Here is a 26218-nt window from a genome sequence, read left to right as displayed (position 1 = left end):
AGGTCTCCCCGTAGTGGATGTGAACTAGCATGCCTAGCAACCCACCACTTTTTGAATCCGTTAGCTCGTTTGGTCTGGGGGTCGACTGGAATCTTTTGATCACTACCCTTAACACCGATTGGGCAGGTGAACGGAAGTCCTGGATTTCCGACGAAGGCTCCGTGTCTGTCCCTCCCCTAGAATTTACACCTCGTATTCCTTACACAAAATCCTGATAATGTTTTCGCTATAAATAATTTACATACTTTAGGCAAAGAAAATATAAATATTGCTGCACCTAGCAAGTATTTACCCGTCCACTATTTTTATTATAAAGAAAAAGGATGCCGCCATGAAAAAATCATGACGGCATCCAAACTATACACATAAAACACCCTATACACATGTGTACAGTTCTAGCACGGATTTAGAAGGCACCAATCCCTATAAGATACCTTCGTGTGCAACGAGCCCCTTCAGAGAACCTGAAGGCTTACAGAAAGCTCAAACCCCTGTTATTCCGCGGAATTATACTCATGAAACGTACAAGGTTTCATGGGAGGAACATACCGCGAGGGTTTTTCACACCGGAGGCCGCGAACATACATGCCCAAAGTCCTGCGACCCCAATTTTCTGCACCTCGTTGTATATGTCATCTAAGTGAGTGATAGATGTGATATACCTGTGCCAGTTTTGATACAAAGAATGCCAGCATTTCCCCACACAACCACGAATAGAGAATGCATACCATTCTTTGCATCTATTAGTTCATCTGCACAAAGCATTCTGAACTAAAACAACTATAGCAAATTTTATGCCTTTAAGTAATTTAAATAGTGAATAAAATAATGTGTCAAATATTATTTAGATATAAAGTTCAACATTCCCTCGCCTTACGCTTATTCTTGATGCCCTGCCTCTAGGGTTCTTGTCACCCAAAGCCGCGTCTGCATCTTCGTGCCAGCCTTGCGCCCGGGACGCCGGACGCCCTCCCGCACACGCTAAAAAGGCTCTTGATCGTAAATAAAACACGGAAAATTCCGCTTTATTCACGATCAAGAGCCTTTAGCATCCCCGAAGGGAAGAAACAGAAGCTACGGTGCTACGCGACGAGCTCCTCGGTAGCCTCGGCGATCGCCTTCTCCTCGTTGGTGGGGATGACAAACACGGCAATACTCGAATCCTCGGTCGAGATCAGGCGCGGTTCAGGGGAACGCTTCATATTCTCTTCCTCGTTGTAGCGAACACCCAACGGCGCCAGGCGGTCCAGCACCAGCTTGCGGAAGTCGCCGGAGTTCTCGCCAATACCTGCGGTGAAAATAAGCGCCTGCGCGCCGCCAACCACCAGGTTGTAGCCGCCGATGTACTTCATCAGACGGTATGCGGTCATGTCCAGAGCCAACTGCGCACGCTCATCGCCCGACTGTGCAGACTCCACCACCTTACGCATATCGTTGGAACCCGCCAGCGCCAGCAGGCCGGACTCCTTGTTAAGGATGGTATCTAGGCGTTCCGCGTCGATCTCGGGGTCGCGGGTGAGAATCGTGGTCAGCGCGGAAGGGTCGATATCGCCCGAACGGGTACCCATCACTAGGCCAGCCAACGGGGTGTAACCCATCGACGTATCCACGGACTTTCCGCCCTTCACGGCGGTCACGGATGCGCCATTGCCCAGGTGCGCCACCACACCGTTAAATTCGTCGCGGTCAATACCGAGCATATCTGCGGCAACATGAGAGACATATTCATGGCTGGTGCCGTGGAAGCCGTAGCGGCGAATGCTGTACTTATCAGCCAGGTCATAAGGAATAGCGTAGCGCCAGGCGTGCTCGGGCATGGTCGAGTGGAACGCGGTATCGAACACGGCAACCTGCGGCAGGTCTGGCCAGGTGTGGAAGGCAGCACGCATACCCTTCACATGCGCGGGGTTGTGCAGAGGCGCGAGCGGTGAGAGCGCATCGATCTCGTCGATCACCTGCTCGTTGAGCAGTACGGGGTGGGTAAACTTCTCGGCACCCTGCACCACGCGGTGGCCGATAGCCTGCAGCTGACGGCCGTGCAGCACGCCTTCGAGTTTCTCAGCCATCATGTGCAGAGCGACTTCGTGGTCGGGAACGTCAGTGCCGATATTTTCGATGAGCCCTGAGGTAATCATTTGCTCGGCTTCAGGCGCAGAGGTGTCGCGCACCTGGTATTTGAGGGATGAGGAACCCGCGTTCACAACGAGGATAAGCATGAACTTCTCTTCTTTCTTGAAACAAACTTTCATCTCATTCTCGCACTAAAAAGGTGTTTAAAGCGAGATAACCGGTGAAGACACCACATCAAAGAAGGTTAAGCCACATAAACACAGGCGCTCGGGCGGGTCGAGGTTCTAGGCTGTGAGTGCATCCGGGTGCACATTCACGCTGAGAGCGCTCGGCACGATGCGCGCCTGCAGCCTGATCGCCGAGGGCGCTAAATCGCCGTCGACTTCAATAGGCTGTGCCCCCGAAAGCATGTCCAGTGAGACCCGATGCCCCACATAATGGCGCATGACCGGCAGAGAGATACGCGATGAACCGGGCAGAGCGCGGCGAACCACTTTGGCAGCCAGCTGCCCCCATTCCAGGACGGTGCGCGGCGATATGATGATCACTTCGAGGTTGCCGTCATTAACCTCGGTAATATCGGTCAGTTGCAGTCCGCCCTGCAGCCGCCCACAATTGGCGATGAGCACCGAACGCGCACGTGCTTCGAAAGGTTCATCGTCGTCGAGCTGTATTCTGACCTTGTGGGAGTGCCCGAAGATATGGTTCAGCCCGCTGTGCACATAGGCTAACCAGCCGATACGCGCTTTAAGGTCTTCGTTGGCGTCGTTCATGACGAGCGCATCAAACCCCGCGCCGCTCATCACGTAGAACATATGGTTGGTAACGTCGCCTTCCGCTGATTCGGCGCTCATGTCGATAGCATCGACCATCTGGTGTGTTCCGTTGAGCGCAATGTTAATGCAGGCGGCTATATCGGTGATGGGCAAGCGCAGGTTGCGTGCCAGCAGGTTGCCTGTCCCTAGCGGAATAATACCGAGCGTGACGTCTTTGCCCCGGCTCCTGGCTTCTTGAATGGCGGCGGCGACCGCGCGCACGGTTCCGTCCCCGCCGACCGCAAGCAGGGTATCGACGCCCCGGTCGATCAGGTCAAGAGCAGCCTGGGTGCCGGGTTCGTCGATGAGAGTGGTACTCGCGAGGGCAGGTTTCCAGCCGTTGGCGACCACGGTACGTTCCAGAATATTAACTACCGCGTGGGTGCTCAACTTGCTGGGGTTATACACAATACCGACGTGCCGCTCTTGAGCGACGGGCAGGGTACTCCAGATTCCGAGGGGCGTAACGATGCGCTGCGCGTGCTTGCGAACACGACGAGCAACCGCCGTGAGAGTCGCTGCTGCGGCGGATGCACCAACAAGGTTCCGAAAAAGGGACATATCTTTAGAGTACCGGATGCAGCGATATTGGGTTCGCCAACACTGACGAAAAGCGCAGGTTTTAGAGAATCACCCAAATACTTGTCGGGCAAAGGTAATACTGCCCTCTTCCCGGAGTACGCACGCGCCACGCATATCAAAGTGAAATCCCTGCGCGTTGATTCTTGGGGCAGGAAGGCGGTGGGAAGGTCATGACGTTCTTCGAACTCATGGAAACAGCCCAAGCAATCCTGGTAAGTCTCATCCTTACCGATGGATCAGCTCAGGCTGTTTTGCATGCTCTTGATGCTCTCAAGGTTGTTATCCGCAACCTGAAGTAGTATCAACTCACAAGGAGAGGTTCGGTCGTTGCAAGCCGCCGAACCTCTCCGCTACATACATAAAGTATGTAGCTTTCCATTTCAGTAATATCTTCATGCTAGCACACCGTACTTCCGCCGTTGGTGGGGTTTCCCATGCGGTGAAACGGCAGACTTAGCGACTCGGCGAAGTACCCGTTTTTACACCACAGGAATAACCTCAGCACCGCCCATATACGGGCGCAGTGCTTCGGGGATACGCACCGAGCCGTCGGGCAGCTGGTGGGTCTCCAGAATCGCCACAACCCAACGGGTAGTCGCCAGGGTGCCGTTGAGGGTTGCGACCGCACGGGTGCGCCCCTTGCGCACATTGCCCGCATCGTCTACGGTGTCTGCGGTGCGTTCGCGTATGTTCAGGCGGCGTGCCTGGTAGGTGGTGCAGTTCGAGGTCGAGGTCAGCTCGCGGTAGGTTCCCTGGGTGGGAACCCACGCCTCACAGTCGAATTTGCGTGCGGCAGAGGTGCCCAGATCCCCTGCGGCGGTATCAATCACGCGATACGCAAGGCCGCATTTTTGCAGCATTTCTTCTTCGAGGGCGCGCATCTGTTCGTGTATTTCTTCCGCCTGTTCCACCTGGCAGTAGACGAACATTTCGGCCTTGTTGAACTGGTGCACGCGAATAATACCGCGGGTGTCTTTACCTGCGGCACCGGCTTCGCGGCGATAGCAGGATGACCATCCCAGATATTTTTTGGGTCCGTCGCTAAGGTCGAGTATTTCGTCCATATGGTAGCCCGCAAGCGCCACCTCCGAGGTGCCGACCAGGTATAGGTCATCACGTTCAAGGCGGTATATTTCGTCGTCGTGCTTGACGTTAAACCCGGTCCCGTTCATAATTTCGGGGCGCACGAGGGTGGGGGTTGTCATCATGGTGAAGCCGTTGGCTGTTGCCAGATCGAGCGCCATCCACATGAGCGCCTGTTCCAGACGGGCAACCTGCCCTTTGAGGAAGTAAAAGCGCGAGCCGGAGACCTTGGCGCCACGTGCCATATCGATGCCGCCGATGAGTTCGCCTATTTCCAGGTGGTCGCGCGGTTCAAAACCTTCTGCGGCGAAATCGCGGGGGGTGCCGACTTCTTTGAGCACCACGAAGTCGTCTTCGCCGCCGGTGGGTACACCGTCGATAATCAGGTTTTCGATGGAGCTCAGCAGCTCTTCGTATTCGGCGGCTTTCGCCTCAGATGCCGCTTTCGCATTTGCTACGTGGGCGGCGAGTTCTTTCGCCTGCGCTACGAGGCCGGGTTTCTCTTCCTTGGGTGCATTCGCCACCTGTTTACCGAAGGCGTTCTGTTCGGCGCGCAGGTTCTCGTAGGTGCCGATCGAGGCGCGGCGTGCGGCATCCGCCTCAAGAATACGGTCTACGTGGGCTTCGTCTTTGCCGCGTGCTCGCTGGGAGGCGCGGAAAATCTCGGGGTTTTCGCGGAGGAGGTTAATATCAATCACATATCAATAGTACCCAGTCGCCCCCAGCCGTAAAAAGAGCCTTTATGCGAATAAAGCGGGATTCCCAACGCTTTATTCGCATAAAGGCTCTTTTTATACGGTCGCGGGGGGCGGTTTAGCGTTTCAGATGCGCCGGTCGCCCACCCGGGAAGAGCGATTCCACCCATGCGTGGGCAGCATCGAACGAGTTCTCGGAGTGGATGCGCGGCGCAACGGTGGGCTGCCGGTCGGCACGCGGGTACGATCCCAGGTATTTAATGCCGGGCGCTATGCGGTGCAGGCCGCGCAGGGCGTCGCGCATTCGAGCCTCATAAATATGCCCGTCTGCGTCTACGCTGAACATATAGGATCCCATCTGCCTGCCGGTGGGGCGCGATTCGATGCGTGAGAGGTTAACGCCGCGCGAAGCAAACTGTTCGAGCAGTTCCAGGAGCGCACCCGAACGGTTTTCGGGAGTGCCCTCTCGATTTTCGGGCAGAGGGATCGTGAGCGTCGTCTTATCGGCGCCGGTAGGCTCTGGCATATCCGCGGTGTTGCTGATAAGCACAAACCGGGTGACGGCGTTTTTGTTATCGCCAATGTCCTCGGCAAGCACATGCAGGTCGGGGTGGGTTGCCAAAAGCGCGGGCGAACAAATCGCGGCATCATACGCACAGGAAGGGTCAAGCAAACCCACGGCTGCTGCCGCAGTAGAGGAACCGGGCAGGTACTCGGCGGTGGGGATAGTCTCATCTGCCCATTGCCGCACCTGGGCCCAGGCGTGCGAGTGGGTTGAAACGGTTTTAATGTCTTCCAAAGCGAGCGGATGCGCCGCGACCAGCACGAACCTGATAGGTACCAGAACCTCGCGGATAATGCGCATTCCCTCGGAAACCGCGATCGCATCAAGAGTAGCGCTCACCCCGCCTTCGACCGAGTTCTCAATAGGCACCATGGCGGCATCCACATCGCCACTGCGAAGACGTTCGAGCGCATTAGGCACGCTGGTGGCGGGAATGCGTTCGGCACCGACCGCGCCAGGCACGGAAAGCAGAGCGGATTCGGTGAAAGTGCCTGAGGGTCCAAGGTAGGTGTATCGCATGGGTTCAATCTTAGCGCGAGGTGGGTTCGGCGCCGCCACAAGCTCGCAGGATGAGACGTTATTTAACACAAGGTTGAGCTCTATGACGCATATCGTCTTCGTGTGCTGAGTGGTGTTCATGTCGTGCCATACTTGAGGATATGTCACCCAACTTCACGCTTCTTGATCAGCTTTATACCCAGGAAAGGCTGCTTAATTCCGGGTATACCCGCACCACAATGCGGCGTAAACTACGCACAAAAGAGCTGGTCAGCGTGCTTCAAGGGGTGTATATTGCCGCATCGGCCTGGGATTCTTTTACGCCTTCTCTTCAGGTTTTGGCGCGCCACACCGCGCTGGCGCTGCGTGACTCTACATGCGTGTTTTGCCTGTCTTCGGCGGCGTTTTTATACGGTCTGCCGCTTCTGCATGTGCCGCAGAATTTGCATGTGCTTGCCGGATATTCGGTGCGAGGGGCGGCGTCGGACGGCATTCTGGAGCATACAAGCAATGAAGCCTCAGTACAGGTGACGGTTTTACGCCCGAATTTTCGGGTTACTGAGCTCTCGCAGACCCTCCTGGATTGTGCCCGCACACTTCCCGTTCTTGAAGGATGCGCCCTTGTCGATGCCGCGCTGCATCGCCAAATGCTTGCCCCGGAAGAGATTTTGCCGCGTTTGCAGGCGAGCCAAAATTCGGCGGCCACCCATATTGCCACGCATGCGGATGCGCGCAGCGGCTCGCTCTTAGAAAGCGTGGCGCGTCTGCAGCTGGTTGAGATGGGTCTTCCCGCGCCCGTGCATCGGCTGGATTTTGAGGCATATCTGTTGGGGACTTCGGATGCGCATGCCCCGAACCGAGCCTCGGACTATGCGGGTGTGTACCGCATGTTACGCACCCGGCAGGCGAGTTTCGTGTGGCTCGAACAGCGGGTGGGTCTTGCAATGGTGGCTTCCGACGCCGCGCTTCCTCACGCGGATGTACCCACCCCCGCAGGTTGGCATATGGTTCAGGTTCGGTGGGAAGATTTTTATCCTTCTTCGCGGGTGCTTCGCGAGAAACTGCATCCTTATTTTCCGCAGCTTGGGTAAGTGCTTTTTGGGTACATAAAATATATTCCGATATAGGAATATAAGGTATTTAACTAGTATAAATAAAAATTTTTGCCGATATATGCCATATTCCCGATCAGGCATATAGCGGGTTAGGGGTAGGTAAAAACGGTTTATGCACCCTTCCTGGCAAAGACCCGAACCTTCTCAGTATCCCAATACTGGGCAGGTACTCCCCCACCCATAAGAACGCGGGAAATAGATGCCGCCTCGGCACTTCCGAGCTGCGGAAGCGGAACATGCGAACCCGCCAGAATAATATTTCCACGCCGCCTTCCTTTGAGCATTGCGGAATCGGCCACAATGCTCACGTATTCAAACACCTCAAGCAAGGCGGCTGCTTCGGCACGGGCGGCATTAAGCGTGCGGTCATCACCGCAGTTGAGAATATACACCCCACCGGGCGCCAGAGAGTGATCAACCGTCCGCACGAAATCCACGCCCGTAAGTTCCGCCGGAGTTTTATCTACCGCGAATACATCGCGAATAACCACATCGCGCGATGCCGGTGCAAACGAGCGAGTGATGGTACCCGCATCGCCCACCCGAATTTTTACGCGCGGCGACTTAGGAATATCGAACCAGTCACGCACATGTTCGGCCAGCTTGGCATCAAGCTCCACAACGGTATTGCGTGAACTTGGGTATACATCCGCGCAATAGCGCGCTAGAGAACACGCCCCACCACCAAGATGGGTGATACGCAGTTTTTCGGGGTTAAGGTGAGTCTGAATATGCGAGTCGAGAACCGCAGCAATCCAGCGCATGTACTCAAAATCGAGCATGCGCGGCTGCCCCACTATCACATGCGACGACTGCACACCGTTGATGAGCAGAAGCCAACCATCAGCGTGGTAACCATCGGGCACAAGCTCAGCCTCGCCGGTCGAAATGGGGTAAACACCGGCAGCCACACCTGTTTTGTTCGGATGCTCGGCGCGGCGTGAGGCAGCGCTGCGGTTTTTCTTTTTCGCCATGCACATAAGCCTACGCTAGGTTTCGGGCAGCAGGCAGGAATTCGAGTCCTAAACCGCAAACCTGCCTGTCGCTGCCCGAGCTACCAGGTCAGCCGTATATGCCGAATCTGGAATACAGTTGAGTGTTCCTGCGGCACGCGCATTTCAACGGCTAGGAGTACCTTCACTAGGGCTGTAAGCACCACCCGTTACGCACGCATAGATCATCGCCACGATAGCCGTTAATTCTATATGCCGCATACAACATATAGCCTTGTCGAGCCAGTATTCCGATGCTTATTTACGCGATTCCATCTGATCTATAGCGGCATTAAGACGCTGCACCTTACCCTCAATTTCGCCATGATCGTGACCAGGGCGAATATCGGCTTTAACCACCAGCGAGACTCGCGGGGCACGTTTCGTCACCGCCTCGGTAGCGCGTTTAATAACATCCATACACTCATCCCAGTCGCCCTCAATCGTGGTGAACATAGGCCCGGTTTGATGCGGCAGACCGGAAGAACGAACGATGGATACGGCCTCGGCAACCGCATCGTGAACAGAACCGTCGGCGGAACCCCCGCCCGTGGGAGCTACAGAAAATGCAAACAACATATTTCAATCGTAGGTTCTCACACGAAAAATCTACAGAGGGCCGATACACATCCTGGGGACTTTCGCTGAAAGTACAAGAATTTTGCATAATTCTGCATGAAAGCGACGTTTGATAGGGCAAGATATTTGATTGTGTGTTTAGTGCACGAAAACATGCTTTTCGCCACAAAAAGTTTCCCAAACCCCACCTAAAACCATATTAATCGCGAGAATACGCACCAAAAACACACCATGATGCCGTCTTCAATCCCCCCTTTATACCGCGACAAAAGGTTTGCCCGACTCTCAACCCCGATAAGATAGAAAGGACAAGACAAACTCGACGAGAGTCGCCGCATCCGGCGCATCCAACGTACGTACCGGATTGTTAGCGCGCCCCCGCCGAACGTTCAACGCCAAAGGAGCACTATGACCACCGGCATTTATCTCTCGGCGATGACCCAGGACTCAGGCAAATCCCTGATCGCCCTGGGCCTCGCAGATTCCCTTGTGAAGCGCGCCGATCGAGTAGGCTTTTTCCGACCCATTTTCAAGGGCGAAACTGCCAGCGATGACCCCATGATTCGCCTGATGAAAGAGCACTTTAACCTCTCTGACGAGCAGGTGGGCGGCGCAGTATCGCTCACCGAGGCACTAGAGTTCATTGCGGAGGGCAACACCGAAGAAATTTCGGCCCGCGCGGTTTCCGCCTATGAAGAAATTGCCGCCCACAGCGATGTTGTGATCGTGGATGGCATATACCTGACCGCCCAGAACGCACTCGCCGTCGAGTTCGATCTCAACGCCCAGGTATCCCGCGATTTAGGTCTGCCCGTAATCGCTATCGTGGGTGCGAACGAGGCTTCCCTCGAAGAGGCAACTAACGCCGTAGAGGTGGCACGTTCCGAGCTTAAGGCAGCCAAGGTTGATCTGTTCTCGATTATCGTCAACCGTGCCGACCCCGAGCTGCGTGAGAGCATTGAGAAGAACGTTAAGCTGGGCGAGCATAAGTTCCCCGTCTACGTTCTGCCCGAAATCGCAGACCTGGGTAAGCCCACCATCGCAGAGGTTGTCGCCGCCCTCAAGCTCGACGGTTCGCACCTGTCGCAGGAAGATCTTGGTCGTGACATTAACGAGATCAAGATTGCCGCAATGACCGTCTCAAACTTCCTCAACCAGTTCGCCGACGGCGACTTTGTGATCGTTCCCGGCGACCGCGCCGATGTTGTGGCCGCGACCCTCGCATCCGCGCTTTCGCCCACATTCCCGGCACCTTCGGGCATGCTGCTCACCGGCGGGCTCAACAACCTGCCCGGCAATAACACCGCCGTGGGTAGCCTGCTTGAAAGCGCACCTTTCCCGGTACTATCAACCGACCGTGACACCTTCAAGTCGGCGCGCGCTGTTTCCCGCGTGCACGGCAGCGTGATCAACGGTCAGGCTCGCAAGCTTGCGAGCGCATTCGGCGGCTGGGATGAATACGTGAACCAGGAAGAGCTGCTTTCACGCCTTGAGCTTGAGCGCCCGGATTCGATGACTCCGCTGCGATTCCTGCACAACCTGATTGAGACCGCCCGCGCGAACCGCCGTTCCGTGGTTCTGCCTGAGGGTTATGATGTGCGTATTCTGCGTGCCGCCGAGATGATTGCGCGCCGCGATTTCTGTGACCTGATTCTGCTGGGCAACCCGGATAAGATCTCGGAAATCTGCCAGGCTGAGGGTATTAACCTGCCTGCCTCGATTCGTATTATCGACATTGCGAATAACGAATACAGTGAGGATTTTGCGGCTACCTATGCTGAGCTGCGTGCGCACAAGGGTATGACTATTGAGGGCGCGCGTGAACGCATGAGCGATCCCTCGTATTTCGGTACGATGCTGGTTTACAAGGGTCTTGCGGATGGCATGGTCTCGGGCGCTATCAACACGACCGCGAACACGATTCGCCCCTCGCTGGAGTTCATTAAGACCCGCCCGGGCACCAAGATTGTGTCTTCGGTGTTCCTGATGCTCATGGAAGACCGCGTGCTGGTGTACGGCGACTGTGCCGTGAACCCGAACCCGAATGCCGAGCAGCTGGCGGATATTGCGAAGGCTTCCGCCGAGACTGCGCGCCAGTTCGGGGTTGATCCGAAGGTGGCTATGCTGTCGTACTCGACCGGTACCTCCGGCTCCGGTGCGGATGTGGATGTGGTGCGTGAGGCAACCGAGATTGTGCGCGCCTCTAACCCCGATTTCGCGGTGGAGGGTCCGATTCAGTACGATGCAGCCTCGAACATGTCGATTGCTTCGACCAAGATGCCCGACAGCCAGGTGGCGGGTCAGGCGACCGTGTTCATTTTCCCCGACCTGAACACCGGCAACAACACCTACAAGGCTGTGCAGCAGTCTTCGGGTGCACCCGCCGTTGGCCCCGTGCTGCAGGGTCTGCGCAAGCCTGTGAACGACCTTTCACGCGGTACCACCGTTGAGGACATCATCAACACGGTGGCGATCACCGCCATCCAGGCGCAGGGGATGTAAGGGTGTAAAGCTCTTATGCTGGCTAGGGACGCTCGGTATCGACCGGGCGTCCCTTTGCTTTGCGCTCACTAAGTCGTACACTTTGCTGCATATTCGTAGGGTTAAAGCGTACGACATGCAGGAAAGTGTACGGGTTTTAGATACGGAACAAGGATGTCTCGCAGACCTGCCGAGGTTGGGTAAAGGTCTTCCCAATGTGCACGCACCACATGCCATCCTTGGTTTTGGATAATCTTCTCGCGCTCACGCTCGGCAATAAGCGCCTCTTCGGTGGGAATCCCAAAAGTACCACGATATTTCATGCGTCCATCAATTTCGAGTACGAGTTTATATTCTTTCCACGCAAAATCGCTGTAGTAGTTTCTTCCACGGTGGGTAAATTTGTATTGCAGCTCAGGGACTGGAAAACCGTGAGCAGACAGGTGGAGGCGGGTAATAGTTTCGGCGACCGACCCGGAACGCTCATCTACAGCCGCAGCGACTTTTCGGGCTTTAGCCGACCCTCGACGCGATACAGCCGTGAGGGATTCCTGAACCTCAGCGGATGTGACGAGCCCCCGATGAAGTATGCCATCGCCTATACAGCAGGCTTCATAAAAAGGAAGATTGCGGGCACAATCAACAAGCGTATCCAGCGGATTGAGTGTTCTCAAAAACTCCTCAATCCAGACTGCACGTTCTTGAACCTCAGCGGTTGTGACATGGTACATCACCCGTGTGCGGGCACCACGCCTGACAGATTTTGAGGTTGCCGCATGTATTTTCTGAGGCATCTGCAAGAGGGGAATACCGTGTAAAAATGCCGCCGATTCGCGGGTAAAAGTTAGCTGAGGTGCACGGCGGGCAGCGGCTACATGGTACGCAAAGTTTTGTTCTTGAGTACTCCATGAACTCCACTTCTGCAGGCTAACATAGACGCCTCTTACCAGCGGAAATATGGCATTCGATCTTTTGAGCTTTGCGAGATAGCGTTCCGAATAGCCTTCAGCAATGAGGTCGCTATATGTTTTGATGCTATCGATGATGTACTTCATTGTCGTCATATAGAAATCATGGCATGCAAATCATAAGTCGTACACTTTGCTGCATATTCGTAGGGTTAAAGCGTACGACATGCAGGAAAGTGTACGACTTATGACGCGGGGGCAGATTTGCAGGCGGCGAAACAATGTTGCATATATACCCCCATGGGGTATAAGCTAAAGACATGACAGAGCATGATTCCTCAGCACAGCCACACGGGTATACCCCAAATAAGGAGGCGCATTTGAAGCGCCTGCGCCGCATCGAAGGGCAAGTGCGCGGTATCGCCCGCATGGTCGAGGAAGACAAATACTGTATTGACGTGCTTACTCAGGTCGCGGCGGTTTCCAAAGCGCTTCACGCGGTCTCGCTCAACCTGCTCGAAGAACATATGGGGCATTGCGTCACCAACGCCGCAATTGAATCCGAACGTACAGGTGATGCGACGATCGTTGACGAGAAAATCAAAGAGGCAACCGCCGCCATATCCCGCATGATGCGCAGCTGACACGCGGGCGGCGCATCCACAAGTTTTGTAATTCCAAAAATTCTGGAAGGAACCATCATGGCAATCACCACCGTCAAAGCAACCGGCCTCACCTGCAACCACTGCGCCATGAGCGTGAGTGAAGAAGTCGGCGAAGTTCCGGGCGTCACCGGCGTGAATGTAGACGTGGTCAAAGACGGCGTTTCGACCGTCACCATCGAGCACGAAGGCACCCTCAATACGCAAGCCGTAGCGGATGCCATCGTTGAAGCTGGCTTCACTCCCGCCGTCTAATCATGGCGTATTCTCCGCAGTACCAGGCAATGGCGGTCGGGGCAGTGCGCGCACTCGTAGGCACCGAGAACATTCACCTGACCGAGGCGATTTCCCGCGTGGCACGGCAGATGGGACTCGACTCCGATCTGCTGGATGCGTGGGTGCGCGACTCCACCCCCTACACGGCGCGCGAGGATCAGCGCGGGCTGAAGCGGCGGGGCGCATCGCGTATACATTCCTCACAGGATCATGCGGCGAATACCCCCGCAGACGGCACCGGCGATAATCTGCATCCCGGTGTGCACGGCACCGCATACGACGCCCTCGCTCAACGCCGCACATTCAGGCGTGCCGCCGTCACGCGGGTTCGCGGGGTGAACGATCGAGGCTCGAAACTAACCGGGCAGCGACCGCGCAGCAACCGTGCCGATGGACTGCCGGACGAAGGCGAAGTATAGATCAAGGCGGCCTGCGGCAGGCAAAGCCCGAAGACAGCACAGCATCGTGAGCATTAAGAACAGAGGCGAAGAACATGGGTAACTCAACTCAAACAGCATCCACCACAACTGAGAACGAGCGTTCTCTTTTCGATTCCTCGGCTAATGGCGGGCAGACGCGCATTATCCACCTGGATGTTCAGGGCATGACGTGCGCATCCTGCGTGGGCCGCGTGGAACGTAAACTCCGCAAAATCCCGGGGGTTGATCCCGCCGTGAACCTGCCGCTGGAGTCTGCGCGCGTGATCGTTCCCGCCGATATTACCGATGAGCAGATCATTGAAACGGTCAATAACGCCGGGTATACGGCATCGCTCAAAACCAAGGGCCACAAGACAGAGTCCGAAGAGACGACCAACGCGCGCAGCGGGGGCTTGGGATGGCGCATCGTTGTGGCGTTGTTGTTGAGTGTGCCGATTTTCTTGATTTCAATGTTCCCCACATTCCAGTTCCCGCACTGGGGCTGGGTGCTTGCGCTTATCACGCTGCCGGTTGCGGTCTATAGCGCCGAGCCGTTTCACCGCGCCGCTCTAACGAACGCACGCCACTTCAGCAGCACGATGGACACACTGGTTTCTCTGGGTGTGATCGTCGCCTACCTGTATTCACTCGCGCAGCTGTTCATGAACCCCGGGCTGACCGAGCATGTTCATCCCATGCATGGGAGTATTCTCGACATGTTCTTGAGCGGTAACCATGCACCTCTGTATTTTGATTCGGCGTCGATGGTGACTTTATTCCTGCTGATCGGGCGGGCAGTTGAGCACCGCACACGAACCCGCTCTTCCGAGGCTCTGCGCACCCTGCTGAGCTTGGGAGCACGCACCGCGACCCTGCTTCGCACCGACAAGCGGGGAACCACGCGTGAGGTGCAGATTCCGGTCGAGGATCTCCTTCCGGGAGACGAATTTCTGGTGCGCCCGGGTGAAAAAATCGCCACTGACGGCACGGTTATTGCAGGGTCTTCCGCCGTGGACGCCTCCCTGCTGACCGGCGAATCGGTGCCCGTCGAGGTTTCGGCGGGCGATGCGGTCACCGGCGCAACCCTGAACACCTCCGGGTCGCTGACGGTGCGCGCAACCCGCGTGGGCTCTGAGACGACGCTCGCGAAAATGGGCGAGCTGGTTGCCGCCGCTCAGGAAACGAAGGCACCCATCGCGCGCCTTGCCGACCGTGTTTCTGCGATTTTCGTGCCAATAATTCTGGTGATTTCGCTCCTGACCCTTATCGGGTGGCTGGTTGTATCGCACGATGTGCCGCGTGCGTTCAACGCGGCGGTTTCGGTGCTGGTAATCGCCTGTCCCTGTGCGCTCGGGCTGGCGACCCCCACGGCACTGCTGGCGGGTACCGGGCGCGGCTCGCAGCTGGGCATACTGATTCGCAACGCACAGGTGCTGGAAACTACGTATGCGGTGAACCGCATCGTGCTGGATAAAACCGGGACCGTCACCGAGGGCACAATGCGCGTGGCACGCTTTGGAACCTTCGACGATTTCACCGACGTCACGGCCGACAACGCCTCTTCAAAGAGCGAACGTTCTGTATCTATTCTGAGCGATGCCGCAGCCGTGGAGGCGCTGAGTGAGCATCCAATAGCCCATGCTATTGCGCGTTTTGCGACAGAAAATTATGGAGCATTTCTCGGTACCGTCGAGAATTTTGAGGGTGTGCCCGGAGGTGTGCGCGGCGAGCTCGTGCGCACTCGGGACGAGGGGAAGTCCCGCCGCCTGGTGCTTGTGGGCACCCCCGAATACCTGCTGCAGGCGGGCGTTCCCCTCACCGAGAAGCAGCATCAGATGCTTGAGCAAGCGCGTTCGGAAGGGCTGACCACTGTGGCTATGGCTCGCGCGACCGGCACGAAGGATCCGCAGCCTGTGGGGCTCATCGCGCTGGCAGACTCCCCCAAACCCGAGTCGGCGCAGGCTATCGCCGAGCTTCACGAACTGGGCTTAGAACCCACGCTGCTGACTGGTGACGCCCCCGAAGTTGCCCAGGCTATCGCATCCAGCGTGGGGATTAAGCCGGAGAACGTCTTCGCGGGGGTCACGCCCGAACGTAAATCCGAAGTTATCGCGCAGCTTCAGGATGAAGGCTACCGGGTGGCGATGGTTGGCGACGGCGTGAACGATGCACCCGCCCTGGCCCGCGCAGACCTGGGCATGGCAATGGGCTCAGGTACGGATGTTGCGGTGCAGGCGGCGGATATTGTGCTGATGCGCTCGGATATGCGCGCTATCCCCACGTCGCTGCGGCTTTCGCGGGCGACTTTGCGCACTATCAAGTCGAATCTGTTCTGGGCGTTCGCATACAACACTATCGCGGTACCGGTCGCAGCGGCGGGGCTGCTGAACCCGATGATTGCGGGCGCGGCCATGGCGTTCAGTTCGGTGTTTGTGGTGCTCAATTCGATGCGCCTCACCCGATTTGAGCGGTAGCTCGGTTCGCGGCGCCGAGCTTCGGCTTTTGTGCGTCTTCACGCAAATCCCTTGTACTCCCCTGCTGACGCTGGCATGATAAGAAGAATCACATGACCGCACTATTTTCAGGGGTATACCTCTGAATTTTGTGGTGCAGGTAATACGCGCCAAAGCATCCGGGAGATTCACATGCCCAAACTAACCCCGCAAATGTTCACATTCCTCAACGACCCACCGGTCGAAGACACACTCTATGACCTCTACGGCGCCACGCTCAAGCAGGGCAAGCGCATGTTCATGCATTTTCTGCCGAAAATCCACCAGATTTTAGGCAGGGGGATTGATTGGGAGACCGAGAACGAAGATTTTTATACCGATAAATACATCCCCATAACCCCGCAGCAGGGCGAGTTTCTGTATATGCAGGCGCTGGCGAGCGGCGCGCGGAATATCGTTGAGTTTGGTACGTCCTACGGCATCTCGACGCTGTATCTTGCCGCCGCCGCAAAACGCAATGGCGGGCGCGTAATCACCTGCGAATATGTGCCTCATAAGGCTGAGGCCGCGCGGAAAAATTTTGAGCGGGCGGGGCTTGCGGACTATATCGAGCTGCGCGAAGGCGATGCGCTGAAGACCCTGCAAGACCTGGATTTCAGCCCCGATTTTGTGCTTCTCGACGGGTGGCCTGACCTGGTTCATCCCGTCTTTCAGATGCTGGAGCCGCATCTTGCCGACCGCGCCGTGATTGCCGTAGACGATGTTGAGGGATTTGGCCCGTCTATGGAGGATTACCTCGACTATGTGCGCACCCCCGCCAACGGATACGTCTCAGTGACCATGCACCCGAGCAAGGCCCTGGAATACACCGTAAAAGTGGCGTAAACACTGGCGTGCCCACGCCCCATCTCATCACAACCAAATAGATTATAGTTTCAAAAGGAAAGGTAGTCCCTGATGAAAACTTTACCTATTATCTGGCAGCACCTTGTCAATGCCGAAAAACAAACCTGCTCACGGTGCGGTACAACAGGTGAGGAGCTGCGCAAGGCTTTACAGGTATTGGAAGCTGAGCTCTTGCCTCAGGGTATTCAGCCTCATCTGGAAATCCGTACAATGAGTGAAGAAGAATTCTTGACTCATCCTGAGGAATCCAATCGTATCTGGATTATGGGTGTACCCCTGGAAGATCTAGTGGGTGGGATACAGGGAAGCAGCACCTGCGACGATGTGTGCCACGGTGAACAGTGCCGAACCGTCGAGTCCCAGGGGAAAACATATGATGCAGTTCCAGCCTCTCTGATTGTGCAGGCCGCTCACCGGGCTCTTTCACCCGAAAAACCAGCTGAAAATCAGCGGCGGTTTGTCCAAACGATATGTTGTTAACCGTGAGAGCTCATCGAAAGCATGTGCTGGGCAACGCAGTAAGTCACGCTGTGCGAAAAAACCGGCGGGAGGCGCATCCCTGCTCGATATACTAAATTCCGTCATAAAAACCCAGCACAGAAAGGGAAAACCATGATTCTCACCCGTGAACAAGCAATTGAAATTTTCAAGCGCCGCGTTTCTACCCGCTCCTACGACCCAGCCCGTACAATCAGCGATGAAGACTTCAAGACAATCCTTGAGTTTGGGCGCCTCTCCCCCAGCTCGGTTGGTTCCGAACCGTGGAAATTCCTGGTGATACAGAATAAAGAGCTGCGCGAAAAGCTCAAGCCTATCGCCTGGGGTATGGCAAACACGCTCGATGATGCCAGCCACGTGGTGATTATTGTGGCGAAGAAGAACGCCCGCTATGATTCCGATTTCCTGCTGCAGACGCTCGCGAAGCGTAATCTTCCCGAAGACCAGATGCAGATGGCACTGGACAGGTACAAAAAGTTCCAGGTACACGATATGAAGATCGCCGACGACGAGCGTGCCCTTTTCGAGTGGACCCGGAAGAATACCTATATTGCGCTGGGTAATATGCTCACGGGTGCAGCGATGCTCGGTATCGATTCCTGCCCCGTTGAAGGCATGGACTACGATGCGGTCACCCAGCTCCTCACCGAGGAAGGGCTTCTCAACCCTGAGGATTACGGCGTATCCGTTGCTGCGACCTTCGGCTACCGCTCGCGCGAGATCGACCCGAAGCCGCGCAAACCGCTCGATGAACTCGTTGTGTGGGCCAAGTAGCCTGCTCTCTTTGAGTTCCCGCGCGGGGCTCTTATCTGGGGGCCGGGTATCAGGTACTTAGCAGCCTGCCCGGCCCCCTAATTTACCCGGTTTCTGCACTCACTGGGCGCACCTATGCGCTTGCGCTTCACTTGTGGAATGAGTCGGTGCTGCATTCCGTGCCGCTGGTGCGTGAACACGGAATTTCCCCGCTAACCCCACTTTTGGGGCAGGTTTTCGATGCGCACACGGTCGCCGAAAACTGGTTCGCCGGGTAGCTTCCCGCCCGGGTCTCTTCGTAGCGGTCAGCTATTCTTCGCGGTGTTCCCGGTATTTATCGTGTGCCGTGCGACCAAGATTCTTTCCGGTTTTTGTGGCGATTTTGCGTTCCGCTTTATGGGTGGCGCGTTGGGAGGTATCGCCCGAATCCCGCATAATACCCTTGAGAATAACGGCACCGATAGCCACGAACGCGATAACAACAACTGCAAGCACAACGGGGAATATCCAGCCGGGCGCATCAGCCTGTTCGTTGAGGGTATCGTGGGCGAGAATGTTCAGAAGTATCACGGAGCCTCCTCGTTCTTATACTGCGCTTGCTTCTTTCCACTATAAAACCTGTGCTCACAAGGCGCTTTATACGGCATCGCGTTCGCTTAAATATCCAAAATTATGCGTGAATTCCGCGCCCGCGAACGATAGTCTTAAAGGTGAGGGTAGTTTTATATGCCTTCGGAATGCCGCTGTGGAAAGGAGTCGCATAATGTCCCTACTAGATTTACTGAACCGCCGCCGTTCGGTGCGCCATTACGACGAAAACCAGCCCATTGATGCCGAAGTTGTCAAAGAGTGTTTGCAGGCGGCTCAGCTGGCGCCCACAAGTTCGAATATGCAGCTGTACGAGCTCTACCACGTGACTGATCCCGCCACCCTGAATAAACTCGCCGCAGCGTGCATGCATCAGCAGGCTGCCAAGACCGCGCAGCAGATGGTGGTATTCGTAACCCGCCAGGATTTGTACCGCCGCCGCGCGAAAGCCGCGCTGGAGTTTGAACGCGGCAATGTTGAGCGTAACAGCCCGGCTGAGAAGCAGAAAGACCGCATCAAGAATTGGGAAATGTACTACACCAAGGCTATGCCGCTCCTGTACGCGCGCTGCTTTGGTCTACTGGGCGCATCCCGCGCGGCAATGGCGAATTGTGCGGGCCTATTTGTTCCGATGATGCGTGAGGTTTCGGAACACGATTATCGCGTGGTTGTGCACAAGAGTTGCGGCCTGGTGGCGCAGACGTTTATGCTCGCGATGACCGAGGCGGGGTACGACACCTGCCCAATGGAAGGCTTCGACAGCCACCGCGTGAAGAAACTCCTCAACCTGCCGCGCAATGTCGAGATTAACATGGTAGTCGCCTGCGGTATCCGCAAACCCGGTCACGGCATCTGGGGCGAGCGCTTCCGTCTGCCCTTCGACGAGGTTTACCGTAGGGTTTAGGGACTAGTGCGCTGAGGTTACAAGGAGTTCCCGTGAAAACACTTGCTGTCGTCATTCTGGATAAATTCGCCGACTGGGAACCTGCCCTGCTTGCCGCTGGACTGCAGAGCATCATCGGCGGGTACACGGTGCGGTGGGCATCCGTCGATCGAGAAGTGAAAACCTCTATGGGCGGGTTGCGTGTGGAACCCGACATGATAATTTCCGAGGTTCCCTCAACTGCGGATGCGGTCATCGTCGTCGGCGCGGAGGGCTCATGGCGTACTCTGTCCGCCGAAGATTCCCAGCAGCTCGCCTCAATCCTCGGTGATTTCAAGGATGCGGGCAAACCGGTTGGCGGTATCTGCGACGGCGCATATTTCTTGGCTTCTGCTGGCCTGCTCGATGGGCGCAGGCACACCGCCAATAGCTTTGAGGACATCAAGGATTTGCCCGCCTACACGAACCCGCATCAGTACGTGAACACCACGCGCGAGGCGGTGCGCGATAAGAACCTGGTGACCGCCAGCGGGGTAGGATTCGTTGATTTCACCTTCGAAATGCTGCATGCTCTCGGTGATATTCCTGACGCCGTCATTGAGCAGTTTAACCAGATGCTGCGATAACTGCCGGGCTCATCTCAACTAGTATATTCACTCCATACAGAATACGGAGGGCGCATGAAACATTCACACGATTCCGCCCCTGACGACTGGTCTTGGCTTGATGAGTTGGGGGATCTGGACCCGAGTTTTCTTGAGGCGATCCAGCAGCTACATGCCACTCCGATCTACTATCAGATCCCGGAACGAGCACACAGTGACATATAGCGGTTCCGATTATTTGCACGCCTTCATTCAGTAAATAATGCGCCTTTGGGTATATTACGTATGTTTCGAGGGTACTTTATAAGGATTTTCATGGCCCCTCAGGAAAGGTGAAGAATATGTATTTTCAGTTTGAGGCCCCGCCCCAGCTGGAGCTCGGTCAGCCGATCGGTTACTACCACGAACAATTTAATAAAGAACTTCATGATTCGTCATTCCCCGGGTGTGAGCGTTTCATGGGTCGCGTTACTCTGGGTGGCGCCGAACGCGTGGTGGATCTTGGATTGGCTGATGGGAAGGTTGTTCTGTTCTCCCTGCAGATCCTGGATGGTGACACCCTCGACGGCGTGAGCTTGGGACTTTCACCGCGTGAATTTCACGAAAGAATGCGCATAGAGGACCATGACAGTTCTATATTTTCCGAGCGCCTGATTTTCTTCGAGGATTTCCTCACCCTCGGATGCGAAGGTAAAAACATCGAATTTATCGAGTGGTGGGATCGCGGATATTGGGATGACTATTCTTTCCTCGAAGAAGCATATCCGAACGAATAATTGACGGAAGTTTTAAGCTCGCTACGCTTTAATCCACACGTCCGAGGCAGCGCGGCGGTCGAAGATGAACGCCCGCAGAAGACTCCGAGCTGAAATACTTCTGTAAGAATATGGTAAATTCCGAGGCGTGTAACGACGTCAAAGATGACGGGATCGGGTACGCGCTTCCTTTTATCTTCGAGCCTCAAGAGCCGGGCATCAAAAACCATCAGCAAATATGTGATGTAAAACACTTACAAAACGCGTGAGGATCTGCGCACTCATGGCGTCTTCATATCAGCGCCGTAGGCTTGAGAGACGACGACAGGCAATAACAGCCCCGTCGAATCACGCAATATGTGACAGAAAAGGCAGCTGAAATCCCGGCTGCTGCTGAACTTTCAGGCGGAACCTCACCGATCTGCGCACTTAAGACCCCATATCATCATCCGTTCAGGCGCGCCCGCGCTGTGACGGATACTCACAAAGGAAGAACCATTATGCTTGGACTCATCGGAATGATCATTGCCGGCGCTATCATCGGCGCTCTGGCCCGCCTCATCATGCGAGGTCACCAGAACATCTCGGCACTGTGGACCGTTATCTTAGGTGCTGTCGGCGCATTCGTTGGCGGAGGAATCGCGAGCTTCTTTGGCGTTGCTGATACCGCTGGTATCGACTGGATTCGCTGGATCCTCTCCATTATCGCCGCCATTGTAGCAATCTCTATATACCTAAGCGTAACCGGCAAAAAGAACTAATAGTCCATATTCTTGCGTCGCTTCAGCATCGCAGAAATAAAGCAAAGCGGGTTATGCAGAAGCTATTCCCAGCTTCCGCATAACCCGCTTTGGCACGTCTGAGAACTACTCGCACGATAGGCAGCTGAGCCGAGCAAACATAGGCAACAGTCGTGTTTGTACACGCTCATCAACACAAAGTGATATATACCACCATTTTGATTCGTGAGGAATTCAGTGCCTCAAGCGTCTTTATAGTAGCGTCACCATCGATCGCAAGAACGGACAAAGGGCGTGGGTAGCGCCCGAACTCCCCAGCCGTCGATGCGTTCCGCAAATATCAAACATCATAATCCGCGCAGCGGAAAACACATGAAATGAGGCTCTCATGAGCGATAACTCCATTCCCCAAACCGGTCAGCAGCGCGAGCGCGAAAACAACAAGGAAACCCAGCAGGACAAGACTCCTCGTGGTCCCCTACAGACTTCGCACGGTGTAACCACCATTGAAGAGAACGTTGTTGCCAAAATCGCTGGCATGGCAACCCGCGAAGTTCCCGGTGTGTACGATATGGGCAATGCCGTACGCCGTGCCTTCAGCGCCGTGACCGACCGCATCCCCAACGCCCAGACCAATGTTGCTGGCGGTATTAGCGTCCAGAAGGGCGAGACCCAGGCGGCCGTAGATGTTACCGTCGTGGTCGAATATGGAGTCTCCATTGTGGAAGTAGCCAATGCTATCCGCCGCAACATTATCGAGCAGATTGAGGGGACCACAGGGCTAGAGGTAGTAGAGGTCAATATCGACGTCACCGACGTTCACCTGCCCGACGACGATTCCACTTCCGCTGACTCTGCCGATCTCAAGTAATCTACTCCGACGCCCCCGATCTGAGGATCTTTTATGAAGACAACACACCTGGCCCTTTTGGTGGGCCTATTCCTGGGAACAATTCTTGCTTTCGGTTCCTTCGCCGACTTCATCCTGGTGGCGCTATGCGGCCTGGTTGGAACGGTGGTGGGTCTTTACCTGGAGGGCCGGGTCGATGTCCAAAGCATCCTTAATCGATGGAGGAAGTAATGACGGAGACCAATACACAGCCCGCTGCTGTCAGTGCAGAGGGCTCTCAGAAAGAGAGCTCTCTGCAGGAGCAGCGCGGTGTCACCGTCATTCCCGCCCAGGTTGTTGCGCAGATCGCGGCTCAAGCTGCCTACGAGAGCGCAAATGTGGGCTCGAACGCCGGGGGACTGCTCGGGATCGGGGCACGTCGAAATTTCCATTCACGCCCCGAGGCAAAGTGTGATCTCTACGGTCAGGTTGCAGTCCTTCACTTAGATCTCGGCCTTACCTTCCCTACAGCACTGGTTTCAACCCTGCAACAGGTGCGTGAGCATGTGAGCCAGCGCGTCGAGCACCTCACCGGGCTGAGGGTTGAGAAGATCAACATTGAGGTCTCCTGGCTCAATCCGAACAACCAGGTAAGGAGGGCTCTGCGATGAAAACCCCCGTACAAAATCTCATCCGGCGCCCGTCGCGGAGTTTGCCCGTCATTATCCTGGCGTTACTGCTCCTCATCGTAGGAGGGCTGGGAATCTGGGCGCTGGGAAACCGGCTCCTGAACGGAGCATGGCCGAATGGAACATCCTCAGCAGTCAGCGAGCTCGGCTCCACGATTATAGGGTCGCCAGCGGTACTCGCGGCAGCCTGCTTTGTGATCGTATGCAGTCTGTTCATGATTCTCCTGGCTCTGTGGCCGGGGGCACCTGAACGCACTGAAGTTCTTGCAGATAACATACCCGGTCAGACAGCTATTTCACGCCGTGACCTAGCAAGGCTGGTACAAGCCCATGTCGAGCGGGTCGATGGTGTTCACAGCGCTAGGGTTCGAGTCCGTCGAACGCGCGTGAATGTGACAGTGTTCAGCGTTCTGGATGACCTCGAACCTGTGCGACAGGCAGCACAGAAGGCAGCTGAGCAGGCTATACAGACCTTGAAACCCGTCGGAACCGCACACAGCCGAGTGCGTATCCAGCACACGAGCTGAAAGAGAGAAAACCATGCGTTCGGTATCTGGAATTCTCAATAGGATAGTCCTTGCGGTATGCGGTTTGCTCATCGCGGCGATAGCCCTCTGGCTTATGGCTTCCGGCATGGGTGTGGGTCAGTCATGGCCCGCGCTTAGCTCGGTCCTCGCCAAAGCTGATACCCGGGTCGATACCTGGGTCGGACCCCAGGCACACTGGCTGTTGCCAGCCGCCGCCCTCGGGTCGATTCTTCTCGTCGCGTTTGGCTTGGTTCTGCTCATTAAGCAGGTACCCCGTAAGGCTGCCGCGTCTCCCTTGCGCCTGACAGGCTCCGACGGCACGCTGCTGGCCACACTCAGCCCCGATGTCATAGCCCAGGCGCTGTCTGAGCGAGCCGAAGACGTTCCTGGGGTTCAGCGGTGCTCAGTATGGGTCACTGGTTCACCCAGCAACCTGTGGGTGCAGGCAACCGTCACCGTAGCAGAGAACAGCGAGGTTGCATGGACCGTGAGCGAGCTCAGGAACCGACTTGACCACGACGTTAGTTCCTCTCTGGGAAAGCATGCTCGTCAGATCGACGTACTGCTGCGTCTAGAACAAGCCACCAAACCCCAGAGTGCAGCCCACACTGTGGCTGGCAAACACTCATTAGAGAGCGGCGGTTCTGATAACCATGACCGATGAAAAGCGCAGCAATGCAGGGCAGTCCACCGGTCCGCCCACCGAGCATGTGCCTCATCCGAACGCTGCGTCTCAGGGCAAAGACAGGTACCTGGTGCTGCGAGCCCAGGACGGTGACATTGACGCCTTCGGAAAGCTCGTCGAACGTTATCAGGGGCGTCTGTTTCGCACCGCCTACATGATTGTGCGCAACCGCCATGACAGTGAGGACATCGTCCAAGAGACCCTTGTTCAGGCGTGGCGGAGTCTTCATCTGCTTCGGGATCCTGATGCCTTCCGGGGTTGGCTCATGCGCATCTGCACTAATAAAGCCACCAGCATTATTCGTCAGCTCCAGCGCCGAGCCACTGACCCTTACGATTCAGAGGGTCTTGAGAGCGCGACCGTCCTACCTAACACCACGTCGACAGCGACCGAGGATCCGGCGCAGTCCAGTGAGGTAAACGCCCAGATAGAAGCATTAGCCAAGCTGTTGGCATCCGCTCCTGAAGAGTTGCGTATCGTCTGGGTGCTTCGAGAGGTTGATGACATGTCCTACGAGGAGATATCCCAAACCCTAAACCTAACCGAATCCACAGTCCGGGGGAGGCTGGCACGCGCCCGCTCCCTCGTCATGCGCCATATGAAGGAGTGGGAATGAGTTCCACCACCCGCATCCCACACGCAGAACCACAGTCCACACAGTCGGCTCAGTCTTATGAGCTTGACGAAGCCTCCACACGGGAGTACCTGCGTCTAATCGCTTCACTCCACAACACCTGGGACACATTGGAAGCACAGTCGAGCACATCGGTGATGCCTCAGCGCCATATGATGGATGCGGTACTCGCCGAAACCCGTCATGGCGCTCAGGTAGAGATGCCGCCGACCGACTTAGGGCCTTATAGCATGTCCGAGTTCTCCCTACGCGCCCTAGTGCGACGCAGTGTAGACTCCGTACCCGGAGCTCGCGCACTCAAGTCTTCCTTCAAACATGCCCCAGCCCCCGAAGGTCAGCGAGAGCTGGGAATACCGGATACGATCTCCTGCCGTATCTCTGCACACGTTACAACCAGTAGCCTCCCCCAGCTTGCTCAACAGGTTCGTGATGCTGTGCGCCAGGCGTGTTATGAGAACCTAGAATTGTCCCCAACCGTCAATATTCATATTGAGGATCTGCACGATGACGAGTAACCTCTCAGCAGCCGAATTGACTCATGTAGTCACGGCCGTTCCTGGAGTGCGCGGCATTGAACCGGGGATCGGCTCCACGCTGAAAGCCATCGGCAGCCGTATGAGCGGCGACCCTGCGGCCGCCCGATTCGGGGTTATCATCGAGTCGGGCGGGCAGAAGGTCATTATCGAGATTGGAATCGACGGCTCCCGTGCGGTCAAAGAAATTGTCCGCGATGTTCAAGAGGCGGTTCTGCGCTCATTGTCAGCAAATCGAGAGAGCGGCGCTTCGGGGTCAGACTCCAAACCCCAGCCTCAGGTGAGGGTGCGAATACAGTCCCTTCTCTGAACGCTGCGTATCGCAGAACCGTCTCCGTTTCAGGGAGCACACATACCACTAAGGGTATAGTCCGTTCGCCATAGATGCCGTGGGGGGGGG

General features: G+C 56.0%; 31 protein-coding genes. 23 read left to right on the top strand and 8 right to left on the bottom strand.

What is annotated here, in order from left to right; all coding sequences use genetic code 11:
* Positions 1-1082: 1082 nt before the first annotated feature.
* Complete coding sequence (locus HMPREF2981_RS06385; protein WP_070661763.1) at positions 1083-2216, bottom strand: acetate/propionate family kinase; 1134 nt, start codon at positions 2214-2216, stop codon at positions 1083-1085.
* 138 nt (positions 2217-2354) lie between these two features.
* Positions 2355-3446, bottom strand: coding sequence for a diacylglycerol/lipid kinase family protein (locus HMPREF2981_RS06380; protein ID WP_070661736.1), 1092 nt, complete (start codon positions 3444-3446; stop codon positions 2355-2357).
* A 191-nt stretch (positions 3447-3637) separates the two neighbouring features.
* Between HMPREF2981_RS06380 and HMPREF2981_RS10635 the strand changes: the two genes are divergently transcribed.
* Positions 3638-3766 carry a cell division protein FtsL gene (locus HMPREF2981_RS10635; RefSeq protein ID WP_080513857.1) on the top strand — a complete coding sequence of 43 codons (129 nt, stop codon included), beginning with the start codon at positions 3638-3640 and terminating at the stop codon, positions 3764-3766.
* Positions 3767-3946: 180 nt separating this feature from the next.
* On the opposite strand, the gene serS is transcribed toward HMPREF2981_RS10635, so the two are convergent.
* Positions 3947-5248: a serine--tRNA ligase gene (gene serS / locus HMPREF2981_RS06375; protein ID WP_070661733.1), complete on the bottom strand. Its 1302-nt coding sequence runs from the start codon at positions 5246-5248 to the stop codon at positions 3947-3949.
* Between the two features lie 115 nt (positions 5249-5363).
* Complete coding sequence (gene pheA, locus HMPREF2981_RS06370) at positions 5364-6329, bottom strand: prephenate dehydratase (protein WP_070661761.1); 966 nt, start codon at positions 6327-6329, stop codon at positions 5364-5366.
* Positions 6330-6469: 140 nt separating this feature from the next.
* Here pheA and HMPREF2981_RS06365 point away from each other — a divergent pair, with 140 nt between their 5' ends.
* Positions 6470-7399, top strand: coding sequence for a hypothetical protein (locus HMPREF2981_RS06365; protein ID WP_070626924.1), 930 nt, complete (start codon positions 6470-6472; stop codon positions 7397-7399).
* 134 nt (positions 7400-7533) lie between these two features.
* Here HMPREF2981_RS06365 and HMPREF2981_RS06360 read toward each other — a convergent pair whose 3' ends face one another.
* Complete coding sequence (locus tag HMPREF2981_RS06360; protein ID WP_070661731.1) at positions 7534-8397, bottom strand: spermidine synthase; 864 nt, start codon at positions 8395-8397, stop codon at positions 7534-7536.
* Between the two features lie 276 nt (positions 8398-8673).
* On the bottom strand, positions 8674-8994 hold the full coding sequence (locus tag HMPREF2981_RS06355; protein ID WP_070661727.1) for a thiamine-binding protein: 321 nt from the start codon (positions 8992-8994) through the stop codon (positions 8674-8676).
* Positions 8995-9402: 408 nt separating this feature from the next.
* On the opposite strand from HMPREF2981_RS06355, the gene pta reads away from it, so the two are divergent.
* Positions 9403-11496, top strand: coding sequence for a phosphate acetyltransferase (gene pta, locus HMPREF2981_RS06350; protein WP_070661725.1), 2094 nt, complete (start codon positions 9403-9405; stop codon positions 11494-11496).
* A gap of 101 nt (positions 11497-11597) precedes the next feature.
* Here pta and HMPREF2981_RS06345 read toward each other — a convergent pair whose 3' ends face one another.
* Positions 11598-12539 (bottom strand): type IV toxin-antitoxin system AbiEi family antitoxin domain-containing protein, encoded by a 942-nt coding sequence (locus tag HMPREF2981_RS06345; protein ID WP_141756671.1) that lies wholly within the window; start codon positions 12537-12539, stop codon positions 11598-11600.
* A 164-nt stretch (positions 12540-12703) separates the two neighbouring features.
* On the opposite strand from HMPREF2981_RS06345, the gene HMPREF2981_RS06340 reads away from it, so the two are divergent.
* The 7 genes from HMPREF2981_RS06340 (at position 12704) to HMPREF2981_RS06310 (ending at position 18371) form a co-directional block, all read left to right on the top strand.
* The gene (locus HMPREF2981_RS06340; protein ID WP_023133508.1) at positions 12704-13027 is read left to right on the top strand and encodes a metal-sensitive transcriptional regulator; all 324 of its coding nucleotides are present in this window, start codon (positions 12704-12706) and stop codon (positions 13025-13027) included.
* 57 nt (positions 13028-13084) lie between these two features.
* Positions 13085-13300, top strand: a complete 216-nt coding sequence (locus tag HMPREF2981_RS06335) for a heavy-metal-associated domain-containing protein (RefSeq protein ID WP_004005811.1) — start codon at positions 13085-13087, stop codon at positions 13298-13300.
* Positions 13301-13302: 2 nt separating this feature from the next.
* Positions 13303-13740: a hypothetical protein gene (locus tag HMPREF2981_RS06330; protein ID WP_037236555.1), complete on the top strand. Its 438-nt coding sequence runs from the start codon at positions 13303-13305 to the stop codon at positions 13738-13740.
* Between the two features lie 74 nt (positions 13741-13814).
* The gene (locus HMPREF2981_RS06325; protein WP_070661717.1) at positions 13815-16214 is read left to right on the top strand and encodes a heavy metal translocating P-type ATPase; all 2400 of its coding nucleotides are present in this window, start codon (positions 13815-13817) and stop codon (positions 16212-16214) included.
* Between the two features lie 171 nt (positions 16215-16385).
* Complete coding sequence (locus HMPREF2981_RS06320; RefSeq protein WP_037231398.1) at positions 16386-17078, top strand: O-methyltransferase; 693 nt, start codon at positions 16386-16388, stop codon at positions 17076-17078.
* 72 nt (positions 17079-17150) lie between these two features.
* Positions 17151-17579, top strand: coding sequence for a DUF2703 domain-containing protein (locus HMPREF2981_RS06315; RefSeq protein WP_037231401.1), 429 nt, complete (start codon positions 17151-17153; stop codon positions 17577-17579).
* Between the two features lie 132 nt (positions 17580-17711).
* Positions 17712-18371, top strand: coding sequence for an NAD(P)H-dependent oxidoreductase (locus tag HMPREF2981_RS06310; protein ID WP_004005815.1), 660 nt, complete (start codon positions 17712-17714; stop codon positions 18369-18371).
* Positions 18372-18659: 288 nt separating this feature from the next.
* Here HMPREF2981_RS06310 and HMPREF2981_RS06305 read toward each other — a convergent pair whose 3' ends face one another.
* Positions 18660-18920: a hypothetical protein gene (locus tag HMPREF2981_RS06305; protein WP_004005816.1), complete on the bottom strand. Its 261-nt coding sequence runs from the start codon at positions 18918-18920 to the stop codon at positions 18660-18662.
* A gap of 193 nt (positions 18921-19113) precedes the next feature.
* Between HMPREF2981_RS06305 and HMPREF2981_RS06300 the strand changes: the two genes are divergently transcribed.
* The 13 genes from HMPREF2981_RS06300 to HMPREF2981_RS06245 all read left to right on the top strand — a co-directional run bounded on the left by HMPREF2981_RS06300 (position 19114) and on the right by HMPREF2981_RS06245 (position 26128).
* Entirely contained in the window at positions 19114-19842 is a 729-nt protein-coding gene (locus HMPREF2981_RS06300) for a nitroreductase family protein (protein ID WP_004005817.1), read from the top strand.
* 32 nt (positions 19843-19874) lie between these two features.
* The gene (locus HMPREF2981_RS06295; RefSeq protein ID WP_037231405.1) at positions 19875-20447 is read left to right on the top strand and encodes a DJ-1/PfpI family protein; all 573 of its coding nucleotides are present in this window, start codon (positions 19875-19877) and stop codon (positions 20445-20447) included.
* A gap of 54 nt (positions 20448-20501) precedes the next feature.
* A complete protein-coding gene (locus tag HMPREF2981_RS06290) occupies positions 20502-20651 on the top strand; it encodes a hypothetical protein (RefSeq protein WP_004005819.1) in 150 nt (49 codons plus the stop codon).
* A 116-nt stretch (positions 20652-20767) separates the two neighbouring features.
* The gene (locus tag HMPREF2981_RS06285) at positions 20768-21202 is read left to right on the top strand and encodes a hypothetical protein (protein WP_037231407.1); all 435 of its coding nucleotides are present in this window, start codon (positions 20768-20770) and stop codon (positions 21200-21202) included.
* Positions 21203-21681: 479 nt separating this feature from the next.
* Positions 21682-21942: a GlsB/YeaQ/YmgE family stress response membrane protein gene (locus HMPREF2981_RS06280; RefSeq protein WP_037231409.1), complete on the top strand. Its 261-nt coding sequence runs from the start codon at positions 21682-21684 to the stop codon at positions 21940-21942.
* A 367-nt stretch (positions 21943-22309) separates the two neighbouring features.
* Positions 22310-22792: an Asp23/Gls24 family envelope stress response protein gene (locus HMPREF2981_RS06275; protein ID WP_004005822.1), complete on the top strand. Its 483-nt coding sequence runs from the start codon at positions 22310-22312 to the stop codon at positions 22790-22792.
* 33 nt (positions 22793-22825) lie between these two features.
* Entirely contained in the window at positions 22826-23002 is a 177-nt protein-coding gene (locus HMPREF2981_RS10875) for a hypothetical protein (RefSeq protein ID WP_004005823.1), read from the top strand.
* The gene (locus HMPREF2981_RS06270; protein WP_070661714.1) at positions 23002-23421 is read left to right on the top strand and encodes an Asp23/Gls24 family envelope stress response protein; all 420 of its coding nucleotides are present in this window, start codon (positions 23002-23004) and stop codon (positions 23419-23421) included. Before HMPREF2981_RS10875 ends, HMPREF2981_RS06270 begins: the two co-directional genes overlap by 1 nt.
* Positions 23418-23966 (top strand): DUF6286 domain-containing protein, encoded by a 549-nt coding sequence (locus tag HMPREF2981_RS06265; protein WP_070661711.1) that lies wholly within the window; start codon positions 23418-23420, stop codon positions 23964-23966. Before HMPREF2981_RS06270 ends, HMPREF2981_RS06265 begins: the two co-directional genes overlap by 4 nt.
* Positions 23967-23979: 13 nt before the next feature.
* Entirely contained in the window at positions 23980-24630 is a 651-nt protein-coding gene (locus HMPREF2981_RS06260; RefSeq protein ID WP_070661708.1) for an Asp23/Gls24 family envelope stress response protein, read from the top strand.
* On the top strand, positions 24620-25267 hold the full coding sequence (locus tag HMPREF2981_RS06255; RefSeq protein WP_070661705.1) for an RNA polymerase sigma factor: 648 nt from the start codon (positions 24620-24622) through the stop codon (positions 25265-25267). Before HMPREF2981_RS06260 ends, HMPREF2981_RS06255 begins: the two co-directional genes overlap by 11 nt.
* Entirely contained in the window at positions 25264-25800 is a 537-nt protein-coding gene (locus HMPREF2981_RS06250; protein WP_037231412.1) for an Asp23/Gls24 family envelope stress response protein, read from the top strand. The genes HMPREF2981_RS06255 and HMPREF2981_RS06250 overlap by 4 nt, the downstream gene beginning before the upstream one ends.
* Positions 25790-26128: a transcriptional regulator gene (locus HMPREF2981_RS06245; RefSeq protein WP_070661702.1), complete on the top strand. Its 339-nt coding sequence runs from the start codon at positions 25790-25792 to the stop codon at positions 26126-26128. Before HMPREF2981_RS06250 ends, HMPREF2981_RS06245 begins: the two co-directional genes overlap by 11 nt.
* Positions 26129-26218 lie beyond the last annotated feature (90 nt).

Source organism: Rothia sp. HMSC069C01 (assembly GCF_001814655.1).
Taxonomy (GTDB): domain Bacteria; phylum Actinomycetota; class Actinomycetes; order Actinomycetales; family Micrococcaceae; genus Rothia; species Rothia dentocariosa.
Note: the sequence above shows the minus strand (reverse complement) of the source record. Positions and strands in the feature narration are given on the sequence as shown.

Excerpts from the sequence above, each read along its gene's own strand:
- HMPREF2981_RS06385 (WP_070661763.1), bottom strand. The coding sequence starts at position 2,216 with ATGCTTATCCTCGTTGTGAACGCGGGTTCCTCATCCCTCAAATACCAG.
- HMPREF2981_RS06380 (WP_070661736.1), bottom strand. The coding sequence starts at position 3,446 with ATGTCCCTTTTTCGGAACCTTGTTGGTGCATCCGCCGCAGCAGCGACT.
- HMPREF2981_RS10635 (WP_080513857.1), top strand. The coding sequence starts at position 3,638 with ATGACGTTCTTCGAACTCATGGAAACAGCCCAAGCAATCCTGGTAAGT.
- pheA (WP_070661761.1), bottom strand. The coding sequence starts at position 6,329 with ATGCGATACACCTACCTTGGACCCTCAGGCACTTTCACCGAATCCGCT.
- HMPREF2981_RS06365 (WP_070626924.1), top strand. The coding sequence starts at position 6,470 with ATGTCACCCAACTTCACGCTTCTTGATCAGCTTTATACCCAGGAAAGG.
- HMPREF2981_RS06360 (WP_070661731.1), bottom strand. The coding sequence starts at position 8,397 with ATGGCGAAAAAGAAAAACCGCAGCGCTGCCTCACGCCGCGCCGAGCAT.
- HMPREF2981_RS06355 (WP_070661727.1), bottom strand. The coding sequence starts at position 8,994 with ATGTTGTTTGCATTTTCTGTAGCTCCCACGGGCGGGGGTTCCGCCGAC.
- pta (WP_070661725.1), top strand. The coding sequence starts at position 9,403 with ATGACCACCGGCATTTATCTCTCGGCGATGACCCAGGACTCAGGCAAA.
- HMPREF2981_RS06345 (WP_141756671.1), bottom strand. The coding sequence starts at position 12,539 with ATGACGACAATGAAGTACATCATCGATAGCATCAAAACATATAGCGAC.
- HMPREF2981_RS06340 (WP_023133508.1), top strand. The coding sequence starts at position 12,704 with ATGACAGAGCATGATTCCTCAGCACAGCCACACGGGTATACCCCAAAT.
- HMPREF2981_RS06335 (WP_004005811.1), top strand. The coding sequence starts at position 13,085 with ATGGCAATCACCACCGTCAAAGCAACCGGCCTCACCTGCAACCACTGC.
- HMPREF2981_RS06330 (WP_037236555.1), top strand. The coding sequence starts at position 13,303 with ATGGCGTATTCTCCGCAGTACCAGGCAATGGCGGTCGGGGCAGTGCGC.
- HMPREF2981_RS06325 (WP_070661717.1), top strand. The coding sequence starts at position 13,815 with ATGGGTAACTCAACTCAAACAGCATCCACCACAACTGAGAACGAGCGT.
- HMPREF2981_RS06320 (WP_037231398.1), top strand. The coding sequence starts at position 16,386 with ATGCCCAAACTAACCCCGCAAATGTTCACATTCCTCAACGACCCACCG.
- HMPREF2981_RS06315 (WP_037231401.1), top strand. The coding sequence starts at position 17,151 with ATGAAAACTTTACCTATTATCTGGCAGCACCTTGTCAATGCCGAAAAA.
- HMPREF2981_RS06310 (WP_004005815.1), top strand. The coding sequence starts at position 17,712 with ATGATTCTCACCCGTGAACAAGCAATTGAAATTTTCAAGCGCCGCGTT.
- HMPREF2981_RS06300 (WP_004005817.1), top strand. The coding sequence starts at position 19,114 with ATGTCCCTACTAGATTTACTGAACCGCCGCCGTTCGGTGCGCCATTAC.
- HMPREF2981_RS06290 (WP_004005819.1), top strand. The coding sequence starts at position 20,502 with ATGAAACATTCACACGATTCCGCCCCTGACGACTGGTCTTGGCTTGAT.
- HMPREF2981_RS06285 (WP_037231407.1), top strand. The coding sequence starts at position 20,768 with ATGTATTTTCAGTTTGAGGCCCCGCCCCAGCTGGAGCTCGGTCAGCCG.
- HMPREF2981_RS06280 (WP_037231409.1), top strand. The coding sequence starts at position 21,682 with ATGCTTGGACTCATCGGAATGATCATTGCCGGCGCTATCATCGGCGCT.
- HMPREF2981_RS06275 (WP_004005822.1), top strand. The coding sequence starts at position 22,310 with ATGAGCGATAACTCCATTCCCCAAACCGGTCAGCAGCGCGAGCGCGAA.
- HMPREF2981_RS10875 (WP_004005823.1), top strand. The coding sequence starts at position 22,826 with ATGAAGACAACACACCTGGCCCTTTTGGTGGGCCTATTCCTGGGAACA.
- HMPREF2981_RS06270 (WP_070661714.1), top strand. The coding sequence starts at position 23,002 with ATGACGGAGACCAATACACAGCCCGCTGCTGTCAGTGCAGAGGGCTCT.
- HMPREF2981_RS06265 (WP_070661711.1), top strand. The coding sequence starts at position 23,418 with ATGAAAACCCCCGTACAAAATCTCATCCGGCGCCCGTCGCGGAGTTTG.
- HMPREF2981_RS06260 (WP_070661708.1), top strand. The coding sequence starts at position 23,980 with ATGCGTTCGGTATCTGGAATTCTCAATAGGATAGTCCTTGCGGTATGC.
- HMPREF2981_RS06255 (WP_070661705.1), top strand. The coding sequence starts at position 24,620 with ATGACCGATGAAAAGCGCAGCAATGCAGGGCAGTCCACCGGTCCGCCC.
- HMPREF2981_RS06250 (WP_037231412.1), top strand. The coding sequence starts at position 25,264 with ATGAGTTCCACCACCCGCATCCCACACGCAGAACCACAGTCCACACAG.
- HMPREF2981_RS06245 (WP_070661702.1), top strand. The coding sequence starts at position 25,790 with ATGACGAGTAACCTCTCAGCAGCCGAATTGACTCATGTAGTCACGGCC.